The following is a 15,959-nucleotide window of genomic DNA, read 5'->3' on the forward strand; positions in this document are numbered from 1 at the left end:
GGATGATCACCCGACCGTCCACAGTGGACCACTCTTCTGGGTTTCCGCAGGTCAGAGTTTTGTACGCAGGGTGTTCCCAAAACTCGATTGGGTGAAACTCGATCGGATAGGGTTCGGCCGATTCCTGTCGTTTCGGTGTCGACCCCTGGTCAGGCGGTCCGTCGAGGCGGCAGAGAACCGACGCCTTGCACCACCCATCGGGCTACCTGCGAAGCCTCTAGGAGAAACATGGCATCCCGGTTGTTGAAGCGTGCTGGGGCAATCGCCCTCGGTGCTTCGATCGCGCTGACCACCGCCGCCCTGCCCGCTTCCGCGACGGCCATCGAGATCCTCCCGATCCCGAGGCACGATCCCGACTTCGCGAAGTTCCACGAAGAGGGCATCGAGGTCAAGATGTCCGGTCACAAGGACAAGGACAACTGGCTCGGCGCCAACCTCATCGCGCTGAAGGTCAAGGAAGACGGCAAGACCACCGGCGTCAAGGCGTACTGCGTCGAGCTGCCGACCCCGCTGGAGAACGGCACTCCGCTGACCGAGGTCCCGTGGGGCGAGCACCCCAATTCGGGCACCAAGTTCAAGGAGAACGCCGACAAGATCAACTGGATTCTCCAGAACAGCTACCCGGTCAAGGACGCCTCCGTCCTGAGCGAGGCGACCGGCAAGTCGGTCAGCAAGCGCGAGGCCATCGCCGCCACCCAGGCCGCGATCTGGCACTTCAGCGACGGCGCCGACCTGGACACCACCAAGGACCGGGACCGCCAGACCAACGAGGACGTCAAGGCGGTCTACGCCTACCTGATCGGCGAGAAGAACGTCGGCATCAAGGAGCAGCCCGCTCCCTCGCTGGCGATCACCCCGAAGACGCAGTCGGGCAAGCCGGGCGACCTGATCGGCCCGTTCGAGGTCAGCACCACCGCGGGCGCCGTCGTCCTCAAGGCCGACCTGCCCCAGGGCGTGACCCTGGTCGACGCCGCGGGCGCGACCCTGAAGACCGCCGCCAAGGGCGACGCGTCGGCCTCCGCCGACACCAAGTTCGAGAAGGTCTTCGTCAAGGTCCCCGAGGGCGCCAAGGACGGCCAGGTCTCCTTCTCCCTGCAGGCCGACGCGAAGCTGAACAGCGGTCGCCTCTTCGTCAGCAGCGACAAGAACAAGAAGACCCAGTCGCTCGTCGTCGCGCTGCCGAGCCAGGTGACGGTCAAGGCCGAGGCCACCGCCAGCTGGAAGGCCGAGCAGGTCACCACGCCGCCGACCACCACCTCGGTGAGCACCTCCCCGAGCGCCCCGGCCCCGAGCAGCAGCAACCCGAGCACGCCGGAGTCCTCCACCCCGGAGACCTCGGCCAGCCCGGTCCCCGTCGCGGAGAAGGACGAGCTCGCCTCCACCGGCGCCTCGATCTTCGTGCCGCTGCTGATCGGCCTCGGACTGCTGGGCGCGGGCGCCGCCGCGATGATCGTGATGCGCCGCCGCAAGACCGCGTGAACGAAGCTGTGAGGGCGTGAACGAGCCCTCGCGGTAGCCCGAACGGCTCCCCCGGTCCAGCCGGAGGGAGCCGTTTGGCGTTTCCGGGCCCTGGACCGGTCCGGTAACCTCGCTCAGCGAGTGCGAAGGAGCACCAGAGTGAACTTCGACGAGATCAAGAACAAGGCGACGGAGCTGCTGGAGCAGCACCACGAGACGGTCGAGAAGGGCATCGACCAGGCGGCGGACTTCATCTCGGACCGGCTCGGGCACCAGGAGCAGGTCCACTCGGTGGCCAAGAAGGCCAAGGACGCCCTGCCGGGTGCGCGGTGAGCACCGCCAGGACGGCCGAGCGCGCCACCGCCCAGCAGGGCGAGTCCCGCGCCGCCGCTCGCATGGTCACCTGGCAGGGGTGCGCGGTGCCCAGGCTGGAGCAGGTCCGCGTGCTGGTGTCCGAGCACAAGCTCAGGGCGTCCGGCCGGATCGTCGCCTCGGGGCCCGCCGAGCAGTTCAACGGCTCCTTCGAGCTGTCGGTCGGCGAGGACGGCTCCGTGACGCGGCTGCTGCTGCGCACCGCCACCGTCGCCGAGGAGCGGCACGTCTCGCTCAGCCGCTCCTCCGACGGCGTCTGGATGGTCGACCGGGGCCACGGCGGCGAGCGGGCCGACTTCGACGGCGCGGTCGACGTGGACGTGGAGTTCGCGGTGCTGTTCGCGGCCATCCCGATCCGGCGGCTGGGCCTGCACCGGGAGCCCGGCGAGGCCGAGCTGCCCGTGGTGCGGGTCAGCCTGCCCGACCTGGACGTCACCGTCGTGCGGCGCGGCTACCGCACCGCGTCGGTCGGCGACGGCGGCTCGGTCGTGGCGCTCCGCGCGGAGGACGGCGAGCAGGACGTCACCGTGGACGCCGAGGGGCTGGTCGTGGATTACCCGAACGTGGCGCAGCGGATCTGACGCAGCGGATCTGACGCGGCAGACCTGACGCCAGGAGAACCAGCGCGCGCGGCCGGGGTCCCCAGGGGCCCCGGCCGCCGCCGTTCACCACCCGGTCAGACCCGCACCGCGATCGCCATGCCCTGCCCGACCCCCACGCACGCCGCCGCGACGCCCACGCCGCCGCCGCGCGCCCGCAGGTGCCTGCACAGGTCCACCACGACCCTCGGCATCGACGCCCCCAGCGGGTGCCCGTAGGCGATCGCCCCGCCGTGCACGTTCACCTTCTCCCGGTCCACCTCGGGCAGGTGGTGCAGCACCGACAGCGCCATCGCCGCGAACGCCTCGTTGATCTCCCACAGGTCCACGTCCGCACCGCCGATGCCCAGCCGCCCCAGCAGCTTCCGGATCGCCCCCACCGGCGCCAGGGTGAACCGCTGCGGCTCGCCCGCCGTGACCGCCGACCCCAGCACCTCGCCCAGCGGGGTGACCCCCAGCTCGGCGGCCAGCGACTCGGTGCCCAGCAGCACCGCCGCCGCGCCGTCGTTGAGCGGCGAGGAGTTGCCCGCCGTCACCGTGCCGCCGTCGCTGAACGCGGGCTTGAGCTTCGCCAGCTTCTCCGCGCTCGTCTCCGGCCGCACCGACTCGTCCCTGCGCACCGCCGACCCGTCCGGCAGCTGCACCGGGAACGCGAACCCGTCGTGCACGCCCGCGTCCCACGCCGCCGACGCCCGCCGGTGCGAGCGCAGCGCGTACTGGTCCATCCGCTCGCGGGTGATGCCCAGCTCGGCGGCCACCTGCTCCGCGGCCCGCCCCAGCGGGACCGTCCACGCGGACGGCATCCTCGGGTTCACCAGCCGCCAGCCCAGCGCCGTGGACACCGGCTCCAGCCGGTCCGCGAACGGCCGGTCCGGCCTCGGCACCACGAACGGCGCGCGGGTCATGCCCTCCACCCCGCCCGCCACGACCACGTCCGCATCGCCCATCGCGAGCGCGCGCGAGGCCTGCACGATCGCCTCGCCGCCGGACGCGCACAGCCGGTTCACCGCCGCGCCCGGCACCGTCGGCGGCAGGCCCGCCAGCAGCGCGGCCATCCGCCCGATGTTCCGGTTCTCCTCACCGGCCCCGTTCGTGTTCCCGTACAGCACGTCGTCGACGCGCGCCGGGTCCAGGTCCGGGTGCCTGCGCAGCAGCTCGGAGATCGGCAGGGCGGCCAGGTCGTCGACCCGGACACCGGAGAGCCCGCCCCGGTAACGGCCGAACGGCGTGCGGGCGGCGTCGAGGATCAGTGGGCGCTGCATGTGACCATCTTGTCACCGAGCGGCGAAGAACGAGGCGAAAGCCGAGGTGGGCCGCGTGGACCCCGAAGTGCCGAACAGCCGCGCCTCCACCATGTGCGGGCCCTCCGAGAGCGGCCCGCCGGGCAGCGCCCCGGTGTTCACCGCCACCCGGTAGGTCCCGGCCACCGCGGGCCCGCCGACCGCCGTCGGCACCGAGGCGATCCGCGTCCCGTCCAGCCACAGCCCGAACCCGGCGAGCCCGGCCAGCCCGTGCTGGGCGGGCGCGCCCACCAGCTCCACCTCGACCACCACCCGGCCGCGCGGCACCGGGGTGCCCGGCGGCAGCGGGCGGCCCGACGCGTCCAGCACCCGCGCGGACGGCCGGGGCAGCGCGCTCTGCGGCGGCCCCGGTTCGGGGTTGGCCGCGACGGGGACCGCCCCGCCCGGCCCCAGCTCCAGCTCGGCGTGCGTCGCGGTGGCGTCGAACCCCAGGTCCAGCCGCACCCCGACCACCCCGTCGGGCGACACCGAGGCCACCCCGGCGGGCACGTCCCCCACCAGCGGGAGGCCGGTGTCCGCCCGGAACGGGGCCCCGTCGACGGCGCGCCGCAGCGGCACCGGCACCCCGGACACCAGGGCCACCAGCGGCTCGTCGCGCTCGCGGGACAGGGTGTGCGACACGGTGAGCCGCAGCTGCCCGGCGGGCGCGCCCACCCCCGACCCGGCCGCACCGCCCTGCGGCGTCACCTCCACCCGCACCGGCCCCACCAGCGGGGGAGCGGCGGACGGCGCGCCGCCCAGGCCTGCCAGCCACACCGGGACCCGCTGCCCGATCGGCCCGGACACCGAGATCAGCGCGGTCGCCTCCCGCCACGCGGGCACCACCGGGCTGGTGGCCACCGGCTCGCCGTCCAGCAGCACCAGCGCCCCGTCCCGGCGCAGCACCAGCTCCCACACGTGCCCGGTGCCCGGCGCGACGCCGTCCAGCGGGCGCAGCTCCCGCGTCCGGTCGCCCTCGGCGGTCAGCACCCGCGCGGTCACCGAGCCCCCGGTGGCCCGCACCAGCAGCCGCAGCGCCCCCGGCGGCAGCTCGGCCCCGGACAGCGCGGCCACCGGGCCGGGCGCCAGCTCCAGCGCCAGCTCGCCGTTCGCGATCGGCGCGCCCGCGCCCACCGCGAACCGCCCCAGCTCCGCCCCGTCCTCGCGCAGCACCAGCGGCGCCCGCGAGCGCAGCACGGCGGGCACGCCCGCGCAGGTGGTGGCCACGACCAGCGCCGCGGCCTCCTCGTCCGAGCCGGCGCCCGCCCGCGCGCAGCCGGGCTTGGCGGTGAGCCGCCAGCGCGCCGGATCGGGCGCGGACGCCCCCTCGAACCGGTCCAGCAGGTGGTAGGCGCCCGGCTCGGACACCCCGACCGGCCCCGGCGCGCCGGAGACCGACGCGGGCGCGGACCGCTGGCCGAACCCGTCCACCGCGCGCACCTCGACCCGCTGCTCCCGCCCGTCGGGCAGCCGCAGCTCCACCGGCGACCCGGTCACCAGCCGGGTGCGCGACACGTCGCCGAGGCCCCAGCGCACCTCGTAGCCGGGCGCCCCGCCGGTCCAGGCCACGACCAGGCTGCCCGGCCCCGGCGCGGCCTCCAACCCCTCGGGCGCGTCCGGGACCGAGCCGGGGGAGGGCGCGAGCACCCCGTCCGAGGCGAACGCCGTCAGCGAGGTCGGCGGCGGTGGTTGCACGGTGATCCCGGCGTCCGCCGGACCGGGGGCGCCGCCCCCGCGCAGCACGACGACCACACCCGCGAACAGCACCGCGCCCGCGGCGAAGAACCCGATCCTGCGACGGTCCACGGCCCCACGCTAGGGGTGGGGGTGAGCCAGGTCACTCGCCCGTTGCGCGGTCGAGACCTAGCGGGGCGGCAGCGACTGGGTGACTTCGGCCTCCCGCACCGGAGTGGCGGAGTCCAGCCGCTCCGGCTCCACCTCGACCCGCACCCGGTGCGCGCCGGGCTCCACCCCGGACACCTCGAACTCGTGCACCCCGCCGAGCGAGCCGCCCAGCGGCACCACCGCGAGCCGCTCGCCGTCCAGGTCCACCCGCAGCTCCCGCAGCGGCAGCAGCTCGCGCGCCTGCGGGTCCAGCAGCGACACCACCAGGCGCACCCGGTCGCCGTCGCGGGCGAACCGCGTCCGCACCGGCGGCGCCGCGGGGAAGGGCGGCGACCAGGAGTCCAGGTCCGGCGCCCCGACCTCCCCGCCGGTCACCACCAGGTGCCCGGCGACCCCGGCGTCCACGGCCCCGCTCCGCAGCTCGACCGAGCCGGTGCCCGGCGGCAGGTCGGCCACGGCCAGCGCGGCCCCGCCCCCCGTGCCCACCTCGAACCCCCGGTTGACCAGCACGTCGGCCCGCACCTCCCGGCCGCCCCCGACCACCAGCAGCTCGCGCAACCCCTCCTCGGCGAAGCCCGCGAACCTGGTGGAGGTGACGCCGGACAGGTCCGCGTCGGTCGACAGCCGGGTCACGCCCGTCGCCGCGTCCACCCCGTCCAACCGCAGCGGGATCACCCGCTCCGGCGACAGCTCGGCGGGCGCGCCCGCGCTGCCGAAGGCGGTCAGCTCCACCCGGCTGTCCTGGCGCAGCACCAACCGGGGCCAGAACCGACCCGACAGGGTGATCCCGCCCAGCTCGGCCACGACCTCGCCGTCCCGCAGCGCCACCACCGACGACTCGCGCACCAGCACCTCCCAGCGGTGCCGCACCCCGGTCGAGAACGGCGCCGCCCGCTGCGAGACGGTCTGCAGGCCACCGGCCGCGCGCAGCACCGCGCTCCCGTCCCGCACGATCACGGCCACCGAGCCGGACGGCCACCGCTCGACGTCCAGCGGCCCCAGGTCCCGCCAGCGGTCGGGCACCAGCACGAGCGACAGCGCGCCGTCGCCCACCGGGCCCGCCGCCTCCAGCGCGACCCGGCCGCGCAGCCCGTCCTCCGGCCGCTCGCGCAGCACCAGCGGCGTGTTCGACTGGAGGTCCGCGGTGCGGCAGGCGGCCAGCAACCGCCCCGAGCCGCCCCGCACGCACTCGCCGGTGTGCTGCGGCACCGGGTCGCGCAGCACCCGCCACAGGTCGGGGCGCACCGACTCGGGCCCGTCGAACGCCCGCAGCGGCACGCCGGGCAGGTCCACCGGGCTCGCGGCGCCCACGCCGGGGGTGACCGCCACCTCGGCGGCGGCCGACCGGGCGCCCCGCGCGCCGACCGCCCGCACCTCCACCCGCGCCGGCGCGTCCGGGGCGAGACCGGTCAGCTCCACCTCGGGGCCGGGCACGTGCCGCACCCGGTCGCCCCACCGCACCTCGTAGCCCGCGGGCGCCCGCTCGGCGGGCACGTCCCACGACACCCGCGCGCTGGAGGCGTCCAGGGCCGCGGCCCGCAGGCCCGAGGGCGGCGGCGGAGTGGCGGACGAGGTCAGGTACCGGGCGCGCCCGGCCAGCTCCGGCTCGCCGACCGGCGCGGACAGCTCGCGCATCACCACCACGGCGCCGACCAGCAGCACCGCCGCCCCGGCTAACGCCGCGCCCCGCCGCACGTCAGAAGGTCCTCGCCAGCGCGGTCGTCCCGTCCAGCGCCACCACGCGCCCACCGCGCGCGCCCACCGCCCGCAGCGCCTCGCGGGCGTCCCGCGCGGCCAGGTCCACGGTCACCTCGGCGCCCTCGTCCGCGCGCAGCGCGTCCAGCCGCCCGCGCGCCGCGTGCCCGGCGTCGATCGTCTTCGCCAGCCCGCCCGTGGACGCCAGCGACCCGCGCGCCGCGCCCAACCGGCCCAGCGCGTCGTCCACCGCGCCCAGCAGCGCGTTCCGGTTGCCCTCGCACATCGCGCGCACCAGGTCGGGGTCGCTGCCCGCCACCCGCGTCGCGTCGCCGAACGACCCGGCGGCCAGCGCCAGCGCCAGCGGCCCGCCCTCCGCGCCCACGCTGGCCAGCACCGCCGCCAGCACGTGCGGCAGGTGCGACACCCGCGCCACCGCGACGTCGTGCTCGTCCGCGTCGGTCGGCACCACGTGCGCGCCCACCGCCAGCGCCAGCCGCACCACGTCGCCCAGCACGTCCAGGTCGCACCCGTCCTCGGCGGCCACCACCCACGCCGCGCCCCGGAACAGCGCCACGTCGCTCGCCGCCCAGCCCGACGCGGAGGTGCCCGCCATCGGGTGCCCGCCCACGTACCGGGCGGACGGCGCGCAGCGGCGCACCAGGTCGGCCACCGGGCCCTTCACGCTCACCACGTCGGTCAGCCGCACCCCGGCGGGCAGCATCCGCAGCACCCGCTCCACGGCGGGCAGCGGCACCGCCAGCACCACCAGGGCGTCCGAGCGCTGGGCGCGGGCCAGCGCCTCGGCCAGGTCGACCACGTCGAACCCGTCGGCGCGCGCCGTCCCGGCGTCCTCCTCGGACGCCGTGGCGCCCCAGGCGGTCCACCCGGCGGCCACCGCCGCCCGCAGCACCGAACCGCCGATCAACCCCAACCCGACCACGCACAGCTCACGCACGGGGACCATCCTGCCCGCACACGGTCGGTGACGACGAGCGCCGGCCCCGCCCCCGGCCGCGGCGCGGGGCGGCGAACCCCGCGCCGGGGCCCGCGTCACCGCAGGGCGTCCAGCGCGAACGCGCTGTAGACCACCACCCCGTGCTCCAGCGCCGCCTCGTCGAACAGGGCCCGGCCCGAGTGGTTCGGCTCGGCGCGCGCCAGGTCCACCCCGCGCGGGCAGGCCCCCAGGAACGCCATGGCGCCCGGCACCTCGCGCAGCACGTAGGAGAAGTCCTCGGCGCCCATCAGCGGGTCCTCGGCCTCGGCGGCCCAGCGCGGGCCCAGCACGGCCGACACCAGCTCCAGCAGCTGCGGCGCGACCTCGGCGTCGTTGACCGTGACCGGGTAGCCGGGCGTCACCTCCACCTCGGCGGCGCAGCCGTGGGCGGCGGCGACGTGCTCGCACACCGCCACCAGCTCCCGGTGGACCAGCGCGCGGGTCTCCTCGGACAGGGTGCGGATCGTGCCCTCCAGCAGGGCGGTCTCCGGGATGACGTTGTTCGTGGTGCCCGCCTCGATCCGGCCCACCGTCACCACCGCGGGCCGGTGCACGCTGACCCGCCTGGCCACCACGGTCTGGAGCGCGCCCACCATCGCCGCCGCCGCGGGCACCGGGTCGAGCGCGTCGTGCGGCATCCCGCCGTGCCCGCCGCGCCCGCGCACGAGCACCCGGAAGGTGTCCGCCGACGCCATCATCGGCCCCGGCCGGGTCAGCACCACGCCGGAGGTGACCGTCGCCGACACGTGCAGCGCCAGCGCCTTCACCGGCCGCGCCCCCGCCGCGTCGAGCAGGCCCTCCTCCAGCATGAACCGGGCCCCGTGGTGGCCCTCCTCGCCGGGCTGGAACATGAACAGGACCTGGCCCGCCAGCGCGTCCCGCCTGCCCGACAGCAGCCGGGCGGCCGAGGCGAGCATCGCCACGTGCGCGTCGTGCCCGCACGCGTGCATGGCGCCCGGCACCTCCGACGCGTAGTCCAGCCCGGTCTCCTCCCGCACGGGCAGCGCGTCCATGTCCCCGCGCAGCAGCACCGTCGGCCCCGGCCGCTCCCCGCGCAGCACCGCCACCACCGAGGACGAGGTCGTGCCGGTGGTGATCTCCAGCGGCAGGCCCTCCAGCGCGTGCAGCACCGCCGCCTGCGTCCTCGGCAGGTCCAGCCCCTGCTCGGGGTGCCGGTGCACCTGCCTGCGCAGCGCCACGGTCCGCGGCTGGAGCGCGCGGGCCTCCTCGATCAGGCCGGTGAAGCGCGGGTCCTCGGCGGGCTGGGACGGGTCGGGCGCGGGTGTGCTCATCCCCCGATAGTGGCAGTCCGGGGCGTTCCGCGCGGGGGCTGTGCTACCGGGTGGGGGCCGGTGGCCCTACGGTGTGCACATGCCTGAGCAGGAGCCGCCGGTGCACGGCTTCGCGGTCGCGGTCGTCCGGGAGGACAACCGCTGGCGGTGCAGCACCCTGGACGGCGACGCGCTGTCGGAGTTGGACGCGGCGATCACCCAGTTGCGGGGGCTGCGCTCCACGGGCGCGGTGTTCGGGCTGCTGGCGGTGGACGACGAGTTCTTCATCGTGCTGCGCCCGGTGCCGGGCGGGGTGTCGCTGCTGCTGTCCGACGCGGCGGCGGCCCTGGACTACGACATCGCCGCCGACGTGCTGGACCTGCTGCGCGTCGACCCTCCCGACGAGGAGGACGAGGAGCTGTGGCCCGAGGGCGACCTCGCGGTCCTGGCGGACCTGGGGATGCCGGAGCACGAGCTGCAGGTGATCGTCGACGAGGTCGACCTGTACCCGGACGAGCAGCTGCAGATGATCGCCCAGCGGATCGGCTTCGGCGAGGAGTTCACCCGCCTGCTGGACACCCTCCAGGCGTGATCACCGCGCCGTACGACGCGATGGTCGGCGCCGCCCTCGAGGCGGCGGCGGGCGCGGGCGAGGACATCCCGATCGGCGCGGCGGTCTTCGGCCCGGACGGCGCGGAGCTGGCGCGGGCCTGCAACGCGCGCGAACGCCTCGGCGACCCGACCGCGCACGCCGAGGTCCTGGCCCTGCGCGCGGCGGCGGCGGTCTTCGGCGACGGCTGGCGGCTGGGCGGCTGCACCCTGGCGGTGACGGTCGAGCCGTGCGCGATGTGCGCGGGCGCCCTGGTGCTGGCGCGGGTGGACCGCGTGGTGTTCGGCGCGTGGGAGCCGAAGACGGGCGCGGTGGGCTCGCTGTGGGACGTGGTCCGCGACCGCAGGATCAACCACCGGGCCGAGGTGGTCGGCGGGGTGCGCGAGGCCGAGTGCGCGGCGCTGGTGCGGGACTTCTTCGCAGGTCGGGACGCGTCCGAGCGGTGGCCGGAGAGCGGCTGATCGTGTTAGGGGCACCCCCCTCGCGGGGCGGTTCGGGGGTCTTGTATTGTTCTTAGCGGTGGCGTGTCCGAGCGGCCGAAGGAGCACGCCTCGAAAGCGTGTGAGGTGAAAGCCTCCGTGGGTTCAAATCCCACCGCCACCGCCAGCCAGAGCGCCGGTCCCGAAGCGGGACCGGCGTTCTGCTTTTCCGGGGTCACCGCGTGCGTGCCGTGCCCCGAAGAGATCAGCGGGCGTTCGGCGAACGGGGTATCCACCAGGTCCGGGCGCATCAACTCCGCTTCGCCCGAGAACCGCGGAACCCCTGCTCACCGCAGCTTCCCCGCCCGCACCGCCATCAACGGTCACCCGACCCGCCCGCCCCGAGGTGGAAAGCTGTCCCCACCCCCGTTCGCCGATCGCGCACCGGCAGCGACTCACCCGGAGCGGGGAGCCCGAACGTGGGATGTGGGTGTGGGCGGCGCTGAGGATCCCGGTGCTGCCGCGGGAGATCGGGCTCGGCCCTGCGGACGGGCGACCGCCCTGCACTGGCGCGCCAGCCGGTGCCTGGGAGGGGACCACCGGCTAGCGCCCGAGGCAGATCCTAGCACGTCCTCGAACACACGTTCGAGTGATTCCTCTGCCGTCAACCGTTAGTCACGGTGTCTTCCCACGTTCACCCGTTACGGGGAGGATCTGCGGACCCGCCAATTCACGGAGGACCCGTTGAGAACAACCCCGCTCCGCGCCGGTTTAGCCGCCGCAGCCGCCACGGTCGTGTCGATCGCGTCCGCGACACCCGCCACCGCGGCTCCCAGCCAGGACGCGCTCATCGCCGAGGTCTACGGCGGCGGCGGGAACTCCGGCGCGGTGCTGACCCAGGACTTCGTCGAGCTGGCCAACCGCGCCTCCGCGCCGGTCGCCGTCGACGGCTGGAGCGTGCAGTACCTCCCGGCCTCCGCCAGCGCCGCCAGCCAGTGGCAGGTCACCCCGCTCGCCGGCTCGATCGCGCCGAACGCCCGCTACCTCGTCGCCCAGGCCAAGGGCGCCGGCGGCACCACGGCGCTGCCCACCCCCGACGCCACCGGCACGGTCGCGATGGCGGCGGGCGCGGGCACGGTCGCGCTGGTCTCCGGCGCCCAGCCGCTGACCTGCAAGACCGCCGCCGACTGCGCCGCCGACCCCAGGGTCAAGGACCTCGTCGGCTACGGCGCCACCGCGGTCGTCCGCGAGGGCAGCCCCACGGCCACCCTCACCAGCACCACCTCCGCCGCCCGCCCGCAGCTGGTCGACAACGACGACAACGCGGCGGACTTCACCACCGGCGCCCCCACCCCGGTCAACTCCCGTGGCGAGGGCGCGGGCCAGAACCCGGACCCGGACCCCGATCCCGACCCGGACCCGCAGCCCGGTGACAAGCGCGTCCGCGACATCCAGGGCGCCACCCGGATCTCGCCGCTGCTGGGCCAGAAGGTCACCGGCGTCCCCGGCGTGGTCACCGCGACCCGCGCCACCGGCGACCGGGGCTACTGGATCCAGGACACCCAGCCCGACGGCGACCCCCGCACCAGCGAGGGCGTCTTCGTCTACACCGGCGACGCGGCCCCGACCGTGCAGCCCGGCGACTCCGTCCTGGTCAGCGGCACCATCGCCGAGTACCGCCCCGGCGGCGCCGAGGCGAGCAACTCCAACCAGACGCTCACCGAGATCACCGCCCCGACCACGTCGGTGCTCTCCGGCGGCAACCCGCTGCCCGCGCCGGAGGAGCTCGCGCCCCCGGCCGGCTACCTGCCGACCGCCTCGGGCGGCAGCATCGAGCAGCTCCCGCTGGAGCCCGACAGGTACGCCCTGGACTACTTCGAGTCCCGCGAGGGGATGCTCGTCGAGGTCGTCGACGCCCGCGTCACCGGCCCGACCAACAACTTCGGTGAGACCTGGATCACCACCCGGCCCCAGGACAACCCGACCGCCCGCGGCGGCACGATCTACCTCGGCTACGACCAGCCCAACCCCGGCCGCCTCAAGGCCAAGGCGGGCAGCGCGACCCCGCCGGTGAGCGACGTCGGCGACGTCTGGAGCGGCTCCACCGTCGGCAACCTGGAGTACACCAACTACGGCGGCTACACCCTGGCCACCAAGTCGGTGGGCGCGCACGCGCCGGGCGGCACGAAGCCCGAGGTGTCCGACGCGACCGGCAGGCACGAGCTGTCGGTGGCGACGTACAACGTCGAGAACCTGGCCGCCACCAACGACCAGGCCAAGTTCGACCGGCTCGCCGCCGCGGTCGTGGCGAACCTGCGCAGCCCGGACGTGGTGGTACTGGAGGAGATCCAGGACGACAACGGCACGACCAACGACGGCACGGTCACCGCGGGCGCGACCTACCAGCGGTTCACCGACGCGATCGTCGCCAAGGGCGGCCCGCGCTACCAGTGGCGGCAGATCGACCCGGTGAACAACGCCGACGGCGGCGCCCCCGGCGGCAACATCCGCGTCGGGTTCCTGTTCAACCCCGGCCGGGTGTCCTTCGTGGACCGCGCGGGCGGCGACGCCACCACGCCGGTCTCGGTGGTGAGGAGCAGGGGCCGCGCCGCGCTGTCGGTGTCGCCCGGCCGGATCGAGCCCGCGAACGAGGCGTGGGACGCGAGCCGCAAGCCGCTGGTCGGGGAGTTCACCTTCCTGGGCCGCACGGTGTTCGTGGTCGCCAACCACTTCAACTCCAAGGGCGGCGACCAGGCCATGCACGGCCGCTACCAGGAGCCGGTCCGCTCGTCCGAGGAGCAGCGCCTCAAGCAGGCGGCCCTGCTCAAGGGCTTCGTGGACGGGGTGAAGGCGGTCGACCGGGGCGCGAACGTGGTGCTCGCGGGCGACCTGAACGACTACCAGTTCTCCCCGGTGGTCAGGAAGCTCACCGAGGGCGGCCAGGTGGTCGACCTGATGTCCACGCTGCCCGCGAACGAGCGGTACAGCTACGTGTACGAGGGCAACTCGCAGACCCTCGACCACATCCTGCTCAGCTCCAACGTCAAGCGGTACCGGTACGACGTGGTGCGGATCAACGCCGAGTTCGCCGACCAGGCCAGCGACCACGACCCGCAGGTCGTGAAGATCAGGCCGAGCACCGGCAACCAGCTGCTCGACCACCTCGTGTTCGGGCTGGAGGACCTCGCGGACCTGTTCCACCGCCCCTGACGGGGTGAGCGGCCGAGGGCCCGGTGGCACGTCGCCGCCGGGCCCTCGGCCGTGCTCGGGGTCCTACTCGACCACGGCGGTGGCCTCGATCTCGATCAGCAGGTCCGGCTCGGCCAGCGCGGCGACGCCGATCAGCGTCACGGGCGCGAGCGAACCGCCGCCCAGCCGCGCGAACGCCCGGTTGATGCCCTCCATCAGCACGGGCATCAGGTCGAGCCGCCAGTCGACGACGTAGATCGTCAGCTTGGCGAGGTCGTCCAGCGCCGCGCCCGCGGCGGCGAGCGCGGCGCCGACGTTGAGGTAGGCCTGCTCGGCCTGCGCGGCCAGGTCGCCCTCGCCGATCCGGTTGCCCTCGCCGTCGCGCGCCACCTGCCCGGCGACGAACACCAGCTTCGACCCGGTGCCGATCGACACCTGCCGGTAGACCTCGACCTGCGGCAGCCCGTCCGGGTTCACCAGCGTGATCGCCATGCTTCTCGACTCCTCGTAGCGCGGGGCCCGACCCCGTCCGGGGCAGGCGCACCCCACACTACATAACAAAGCTATGCTATGTATCTTGGTGCCCATGGCGAGGCAGAAGGACCCGGCGGTCCGCACCCTCCTCGTGGAGCGCGCCGCGCACATGCTGCGCGTCCGCGAGCCGATCACGCTCCGCTCGCTCGTCGCGGGCACCGGGGTGTCCACGATGGCCGTCTACACCCACTTCGGGAACATGGACGGGATGTGGATGGCGGTGCGCCAGGAGGGCTTCACCCGGCTCGCCCGCAGGTTCGCCGAGGTCCCGGTGACCACCGACCCGGTCGCCGACCTGACCGCCCTCGTCGCCGCGTACCTCGGCAACGCGCTGGAGCACCCCGACCTGTACCGGGTCATGTTCGACGCGAACTTCGACCTGGAGGACCTGAAGGCCGCCGACGCCACGCTGGAGCACATGGTCCAGGCGGCCCTGCGCGCCCAGGCCGCGGGCCGCTTCCGCGCGGAGGCCACGCCGCTGGACCTGGCGACCCAGAGCTGGGCGGTCGGCCACGGCGTGGTGTCGCTGGTGGCGAACGGCCCGCTGCCCCGCGAGACCCTCGCGCACTGCCCGCTGCTGCTGGAGGCCCTGTTCGCGCGCGTCGGCGACGAGCCGGGCCGCTGCGCGGACTCGGTGGCGCGCGGCTGGGACCCGGCACTGGCCGGATAACCGCAGCTCACGGCGGCCCCCGACAACGCCAGAGGCCCGGCGCCACGTGGGTGCCGGGCCTCTGATCTGCGGAGGATACGGGATTTGAACCCGTGAGGGGGTTAACCCAACACGATTTCCAGTCGTGCGCACTAGGCCACTATGCGAATCCTCCGTCGATGAGCCTACCGGAGGAGGGAGTCGCCGACCAAAACGGCTGGTCATCCCGCCCGTTCGCGGAAGTCTGGCGCGTTCGGGCGGTCGTCCCGAAAGGACGGCGCGCGCGCCCGCCCGGAGCTACGCTCGAACGCCGCGCACGACACGGGGGGAAACGTGAACCAACCGCACCAGGGGTGGAACCGGCAACCGGGCTACGGGCCACCGCCCGGCCACGCACCGCAGGGCCCGCCCGGCTACCCGCCGCAGGCGCCGCCCGGCTACCCGCCGCAGGCGCCGCCCGGCTACCCGCCGCAGGCGCCGCCCGGCTACCCGCCGCCCGGCTACCCGCCGCAGGGCCCGCCCGGACACCCGCCCACCGGCCACCACCCCGGCTACCCGCCGCACCCCGCCCAGCGCCAAGGCCCCAGCGGGCTCGTGGTGCTGCACCGGATCGCGTGCCTGGCGGCCGGCGCGTGCGCGTTCCTCTCGGCGGCGCTCCTGCTGGTCCTCGACCTCACCGCCTCGCTCGACTTCCGCGAGCTGCGCTCGGTGGCGGCCTGGGGCTACCTCTACCCCGGTTTCCCGCTCCCCTCGCACGCCGCCTACCTGACCGTCCTCCTCGTCCAGGCGCTCCTGGCCGTCGCCGTGGTGGTGCTCGGCTTCCTCCGGCGCCCGTTCGCGCACTGGCTGGTCCTGGCGGTCGCGGGGGTCTTCCTGGTCAGCCACCTCGCCAGGCTGTCCCTGCTCCTCGGCGCGCCCCGCCTGCCGAACGACCTGTGGGGACCCCTCGTCGTCCTGCTCCTGTGGGCCGTCCTGGCGGTCCTGGCCGCCCTGCCCGCCACCGGCCGGTTCCCGCCGAGGCGCTGAGACCCGGAAACCACC

The 15,959-nt window shown here is 75.1% G+C and carries 14 protein-coding genes and 2 tRNA genes; 9 read left to right on the forward strand and 7 right to left on the reverse strand.

Translation table 11 applies throughout. From position 1 onward, the window contains the following. Positions 1–228 precede the first annotated feature (228 nt). The 3 genes from CNX65_RS00825 to CNX65_RS00835 all read left to right on the forward strand — a co-directional run bounded on the left by CNX65_RS00825 (position 229) and on the right by CNX65_RS00835 (position 2,411). Positions 229–1,479, forward strand: coding sequence for a thioester domain-containing protein (locus CNX65_RS00825; protein WP_096491054.1), 1,251 nt, complete (start codon positions 229–231; stop codon positions 1,477–1,479). Positions 1,480–1,617: 138 nt separating this feature from the next. After that, positions 1,618–1,791, forward strand: a complete 174-nt coding sequence (locus CNX65_RS00830) for an antitoxin (RefSeq protein ID WP_096491055.1) — start codon at positions 1,618–1,620, stop codon at positions 1,789–1,791. Further along, positions 1,788–2,411 carry a putative glycolipid-binding domain-containing protein gene (locus CNX65_RS00835; protein ID WP_096491056.1) on the forward strand — a complete coding sequence of 208 codons (624 nt, stop codon included), beginning with the start codon at positions 1,788–1,790 and terminating at the stop codon, positions 2,409–2,411. Before CNX65_RS00830 ends, CNX65_RS00835 begins: the two co-directional genes overlap by 4 nt. A 95-nt stretch (positions 2,412–2,506) precedes the next feature. Here CNX65_RS00835 and CNX65_RS00840 read toward each other — a convergent pair whose 3' ends face one another. The 5 genes from CNX65_RS00840 to CNX65_RS00860 form a co-directional block, all read right to left on the reverse strand. Then, a complete protein-coding gene (locus CNX65_RS00840) occupies positions 2,507–3,691 on the reverse strand; it encodes a thiolase family protein (protein WP_096491057.1) in 1,185 nt (394 codons plus the stop codon). Positions 3,692–3,703: 12 nt separating this feature from the next. Next, positions 3,704–5,515, reverse strand: coding sequence for a hypothetical protein (locus tag CNX65_RS00845; protein WP_096491058.1), 1,812 nt, complete (start codon positions 5,513–5,515; stop codon positions 3,704–3,706). Positions 5,516–5,572: 57 nt separating this feature from the next. Beyond that, positions 5,573–7,249 (reverse strand): fibronectin type III domain-containing protein, encoded by a 1,677-nt coding sequence (locus CNX65_RS00850; protein ID WP_096491059.1) that lies wholly within the window; start codon positions 7,247–7,249, stop codon positions 5,573–5,575. A gap of 1 nt (position 7,250) precedes the next feature. After that, entirely contained in the window at positions 7,251–8,207 is a 957-nt protein-coding gene (locus CNX65_RS00855; protein WP_096491060.1) for a prephenate dehydrogenase, read from the reverse strand. Between the two features lie 95 nt (positions 8,208–8,302). Beyond that, positions 8,303–9,538 carry a M20 metallopeptidase family protein gene (locus tag CNX65_RS00860; protein ID WP_096491061.1) on the reverse strand — a complete coding sequence of 412 codons (1,236 nt, stop codon included), beginning with the start codon at positions 9,536–9,538 and terminating at the stop codon, positions 8,303–8,305. 79 nt (positions 9,539–9,617) lie between these two features. Here CNX65_RS00860 and CNX65_RS00865 point away from each other — a divergent pair, with 79 nt between their 5' ends. The 4 genes from CNX65_RS00865 to CNX65_RS00880 all read left to right on the forward strand — a co-directional run bounded on the left by CNX65_RS00865 (position 9,618) and on the right by CNX65_RS00880 (position 13,756). Then, the gene (locus CNX65_RS00865; protein WP_096491062.1) at positions 9,618–10,109 is read left to right on the forward strand and encodes a tRNA adenosine deaminase-associated protein; all 492 of its coding nucleotides are present in this window, start codon (positions 9,618–9,620) and stop codon (positions 10,107–10,109) included. A gap of 20 nt (positions 10,110–10,129) precedes the next feature. Then, positions 10,130–10,588 carry a nucleoside deaminase gene (locus CNX65_RS00870; RefSeq protein WP_096497538.1) on the forward strand — a complete coding sequence of 153 codons (459 nt, stop codon included), beginning with the start codon at positions 10,130–10,132 and terminating at the stop codon, positions 10,586–10,588. Between the two features lie 57 nt (positions 10,589–10,645). Beyond that, positions 10,646–10,733, forward strand: a tRNA-Ser gene (locus tag CNX65_RS00875). A 557-nt stretch (positions 10,734–11,290) separates the two neighbouring features. Continuing rightward, a complete protein-coding gene (locus CNX65_RS00880; protein WP_096491063.1) occupies positions 11,291–13,756 on the forward strand; it encodes an endonuclease/exonuclease/phosphatase family protein in 2,466 nt (821 codons plus the stop codon). Positions 13,757–13,819: 63 nt separating this feature from the next. On the opposite strand, the gene CNX65_RS00885 is transcribed toward CNX65_RS00880, so the two are convergent. Next, the gene (locus CNX65_RS00885) at positions 13,820–14,227 is read right to left on the reverse strand and encodes a RidA family protein (protein ID WP_096491064.1); all 408 of its coding nucleotides are present in this window, start codon (positions 14,225–14,227) and stop codon (positions 13,820–13,822) included. A gap of 94 nt (positions 14,228–14,321) precedes the next feature. Here CNX65_RS00885 and CNX65_RS00890 point away from each other — a divergent pair, with 94 nt between their 5' ends. Next, positions 14,322–14,939: a TetR/AcrR family transcriptional regulator gene (locus tag CNX65_RS00890; protein ID WP_096491065.1), complete on the forward strand. Its 618-nt coding sequence runs from the start codon at positions 14,322–14,324 to the stop codon at positions 14,937–14,939. Between the two features lie 69 nt (positions 14,940–15,008). On the opposite strand, the gene CNX65_RS00895 is transcribed toward CNX65_RS00890, so the two are convergent. Further along, positions 15,009–15,093: transfer RNA gene (locus CNX65_RS00895), tRNA-Ser, on the reverse strand. A gap of 158 nt (positions 15,094–15,251) precedes the next feature. On the opposite strand from CNX65_RS00895, the gene CNX65_RS00900 reads away from it, so the two are divergent. Continuing rightward, the gene (locus CNX65_RS00900; protein WP_096491066.1) at positions 15,252–15,944 is read left to right on the forward strand and encodes a hypothetical protein; all 693 of its coding nucleotides are present in this window, start codon (positions 15,252–15,254) and stop codon (positions 15,942–15,944) included. The last annotated feature ends 15 nt before the right edge of the window (positions 15,945–15,959 follow it).

This window comes from Actinosynnema pretiosum (genome assembly GCF_002354875.1).
GTDB classification, from domain to species: domain Bacteria; phylum Actinomycetota; class Actinomycetes; order Mycobacteriales; family Pseudonocardiaceae; genus Actinosynnema; species Actinosynnema auranticum.

Coding starts and splice junctions, on each gene's coding strand:
- CNX65_RS00840 (WP_096491057.1), bottom strand. CDS start 3,691: ATGCAGCGCCCACTGATCCTCGACGCCGCCCGCACGCCGTTCGGCCGT.
- CNX65_RS00890 (WP_096491065.1), top strand. CDS start 14,322: ATGGCGAGGCAGAAGGACCCGGCGGTCCGCACCCTCCTCGTGGAGCGC.
- CNX65_RS00885 (WP_096491064.1), bottom strand. CDS start 14,227: ATGGCGATCACGCTGGTGAACCCGGACGGGCTGCCGCAGGTCGAGGTC.
- CNX65_RS00860 (WP_096491061.1), bottom strand. CDS start 9,538: ATGAGCACACCCGCGCCCGACCCGTCCCAGCCCGCCGAGGACCCGCGC.
- CNX65_RS00865 (WP_096491062.1), top strand. CDS start 9,618: ATGCCTGAGCAGGAGCCGCCGGTGCACGGCTTCGCGGTCGCGGTCGTC.
- CNX65_RS00870 (WP_096497538.1), top strand. CDS start 10,130: ATGGTCGGCGCCGCCCTCGAGGCGGCGGCGGGCGCGGGCGAGGACATC.
- CNX65_RS00825 (WP_096491054.1), top strand. CDS start 229: ATGGCATCCCGGTTGTTGAAGCGTGCTGGGGCAATCGCCCTCGGTGCT.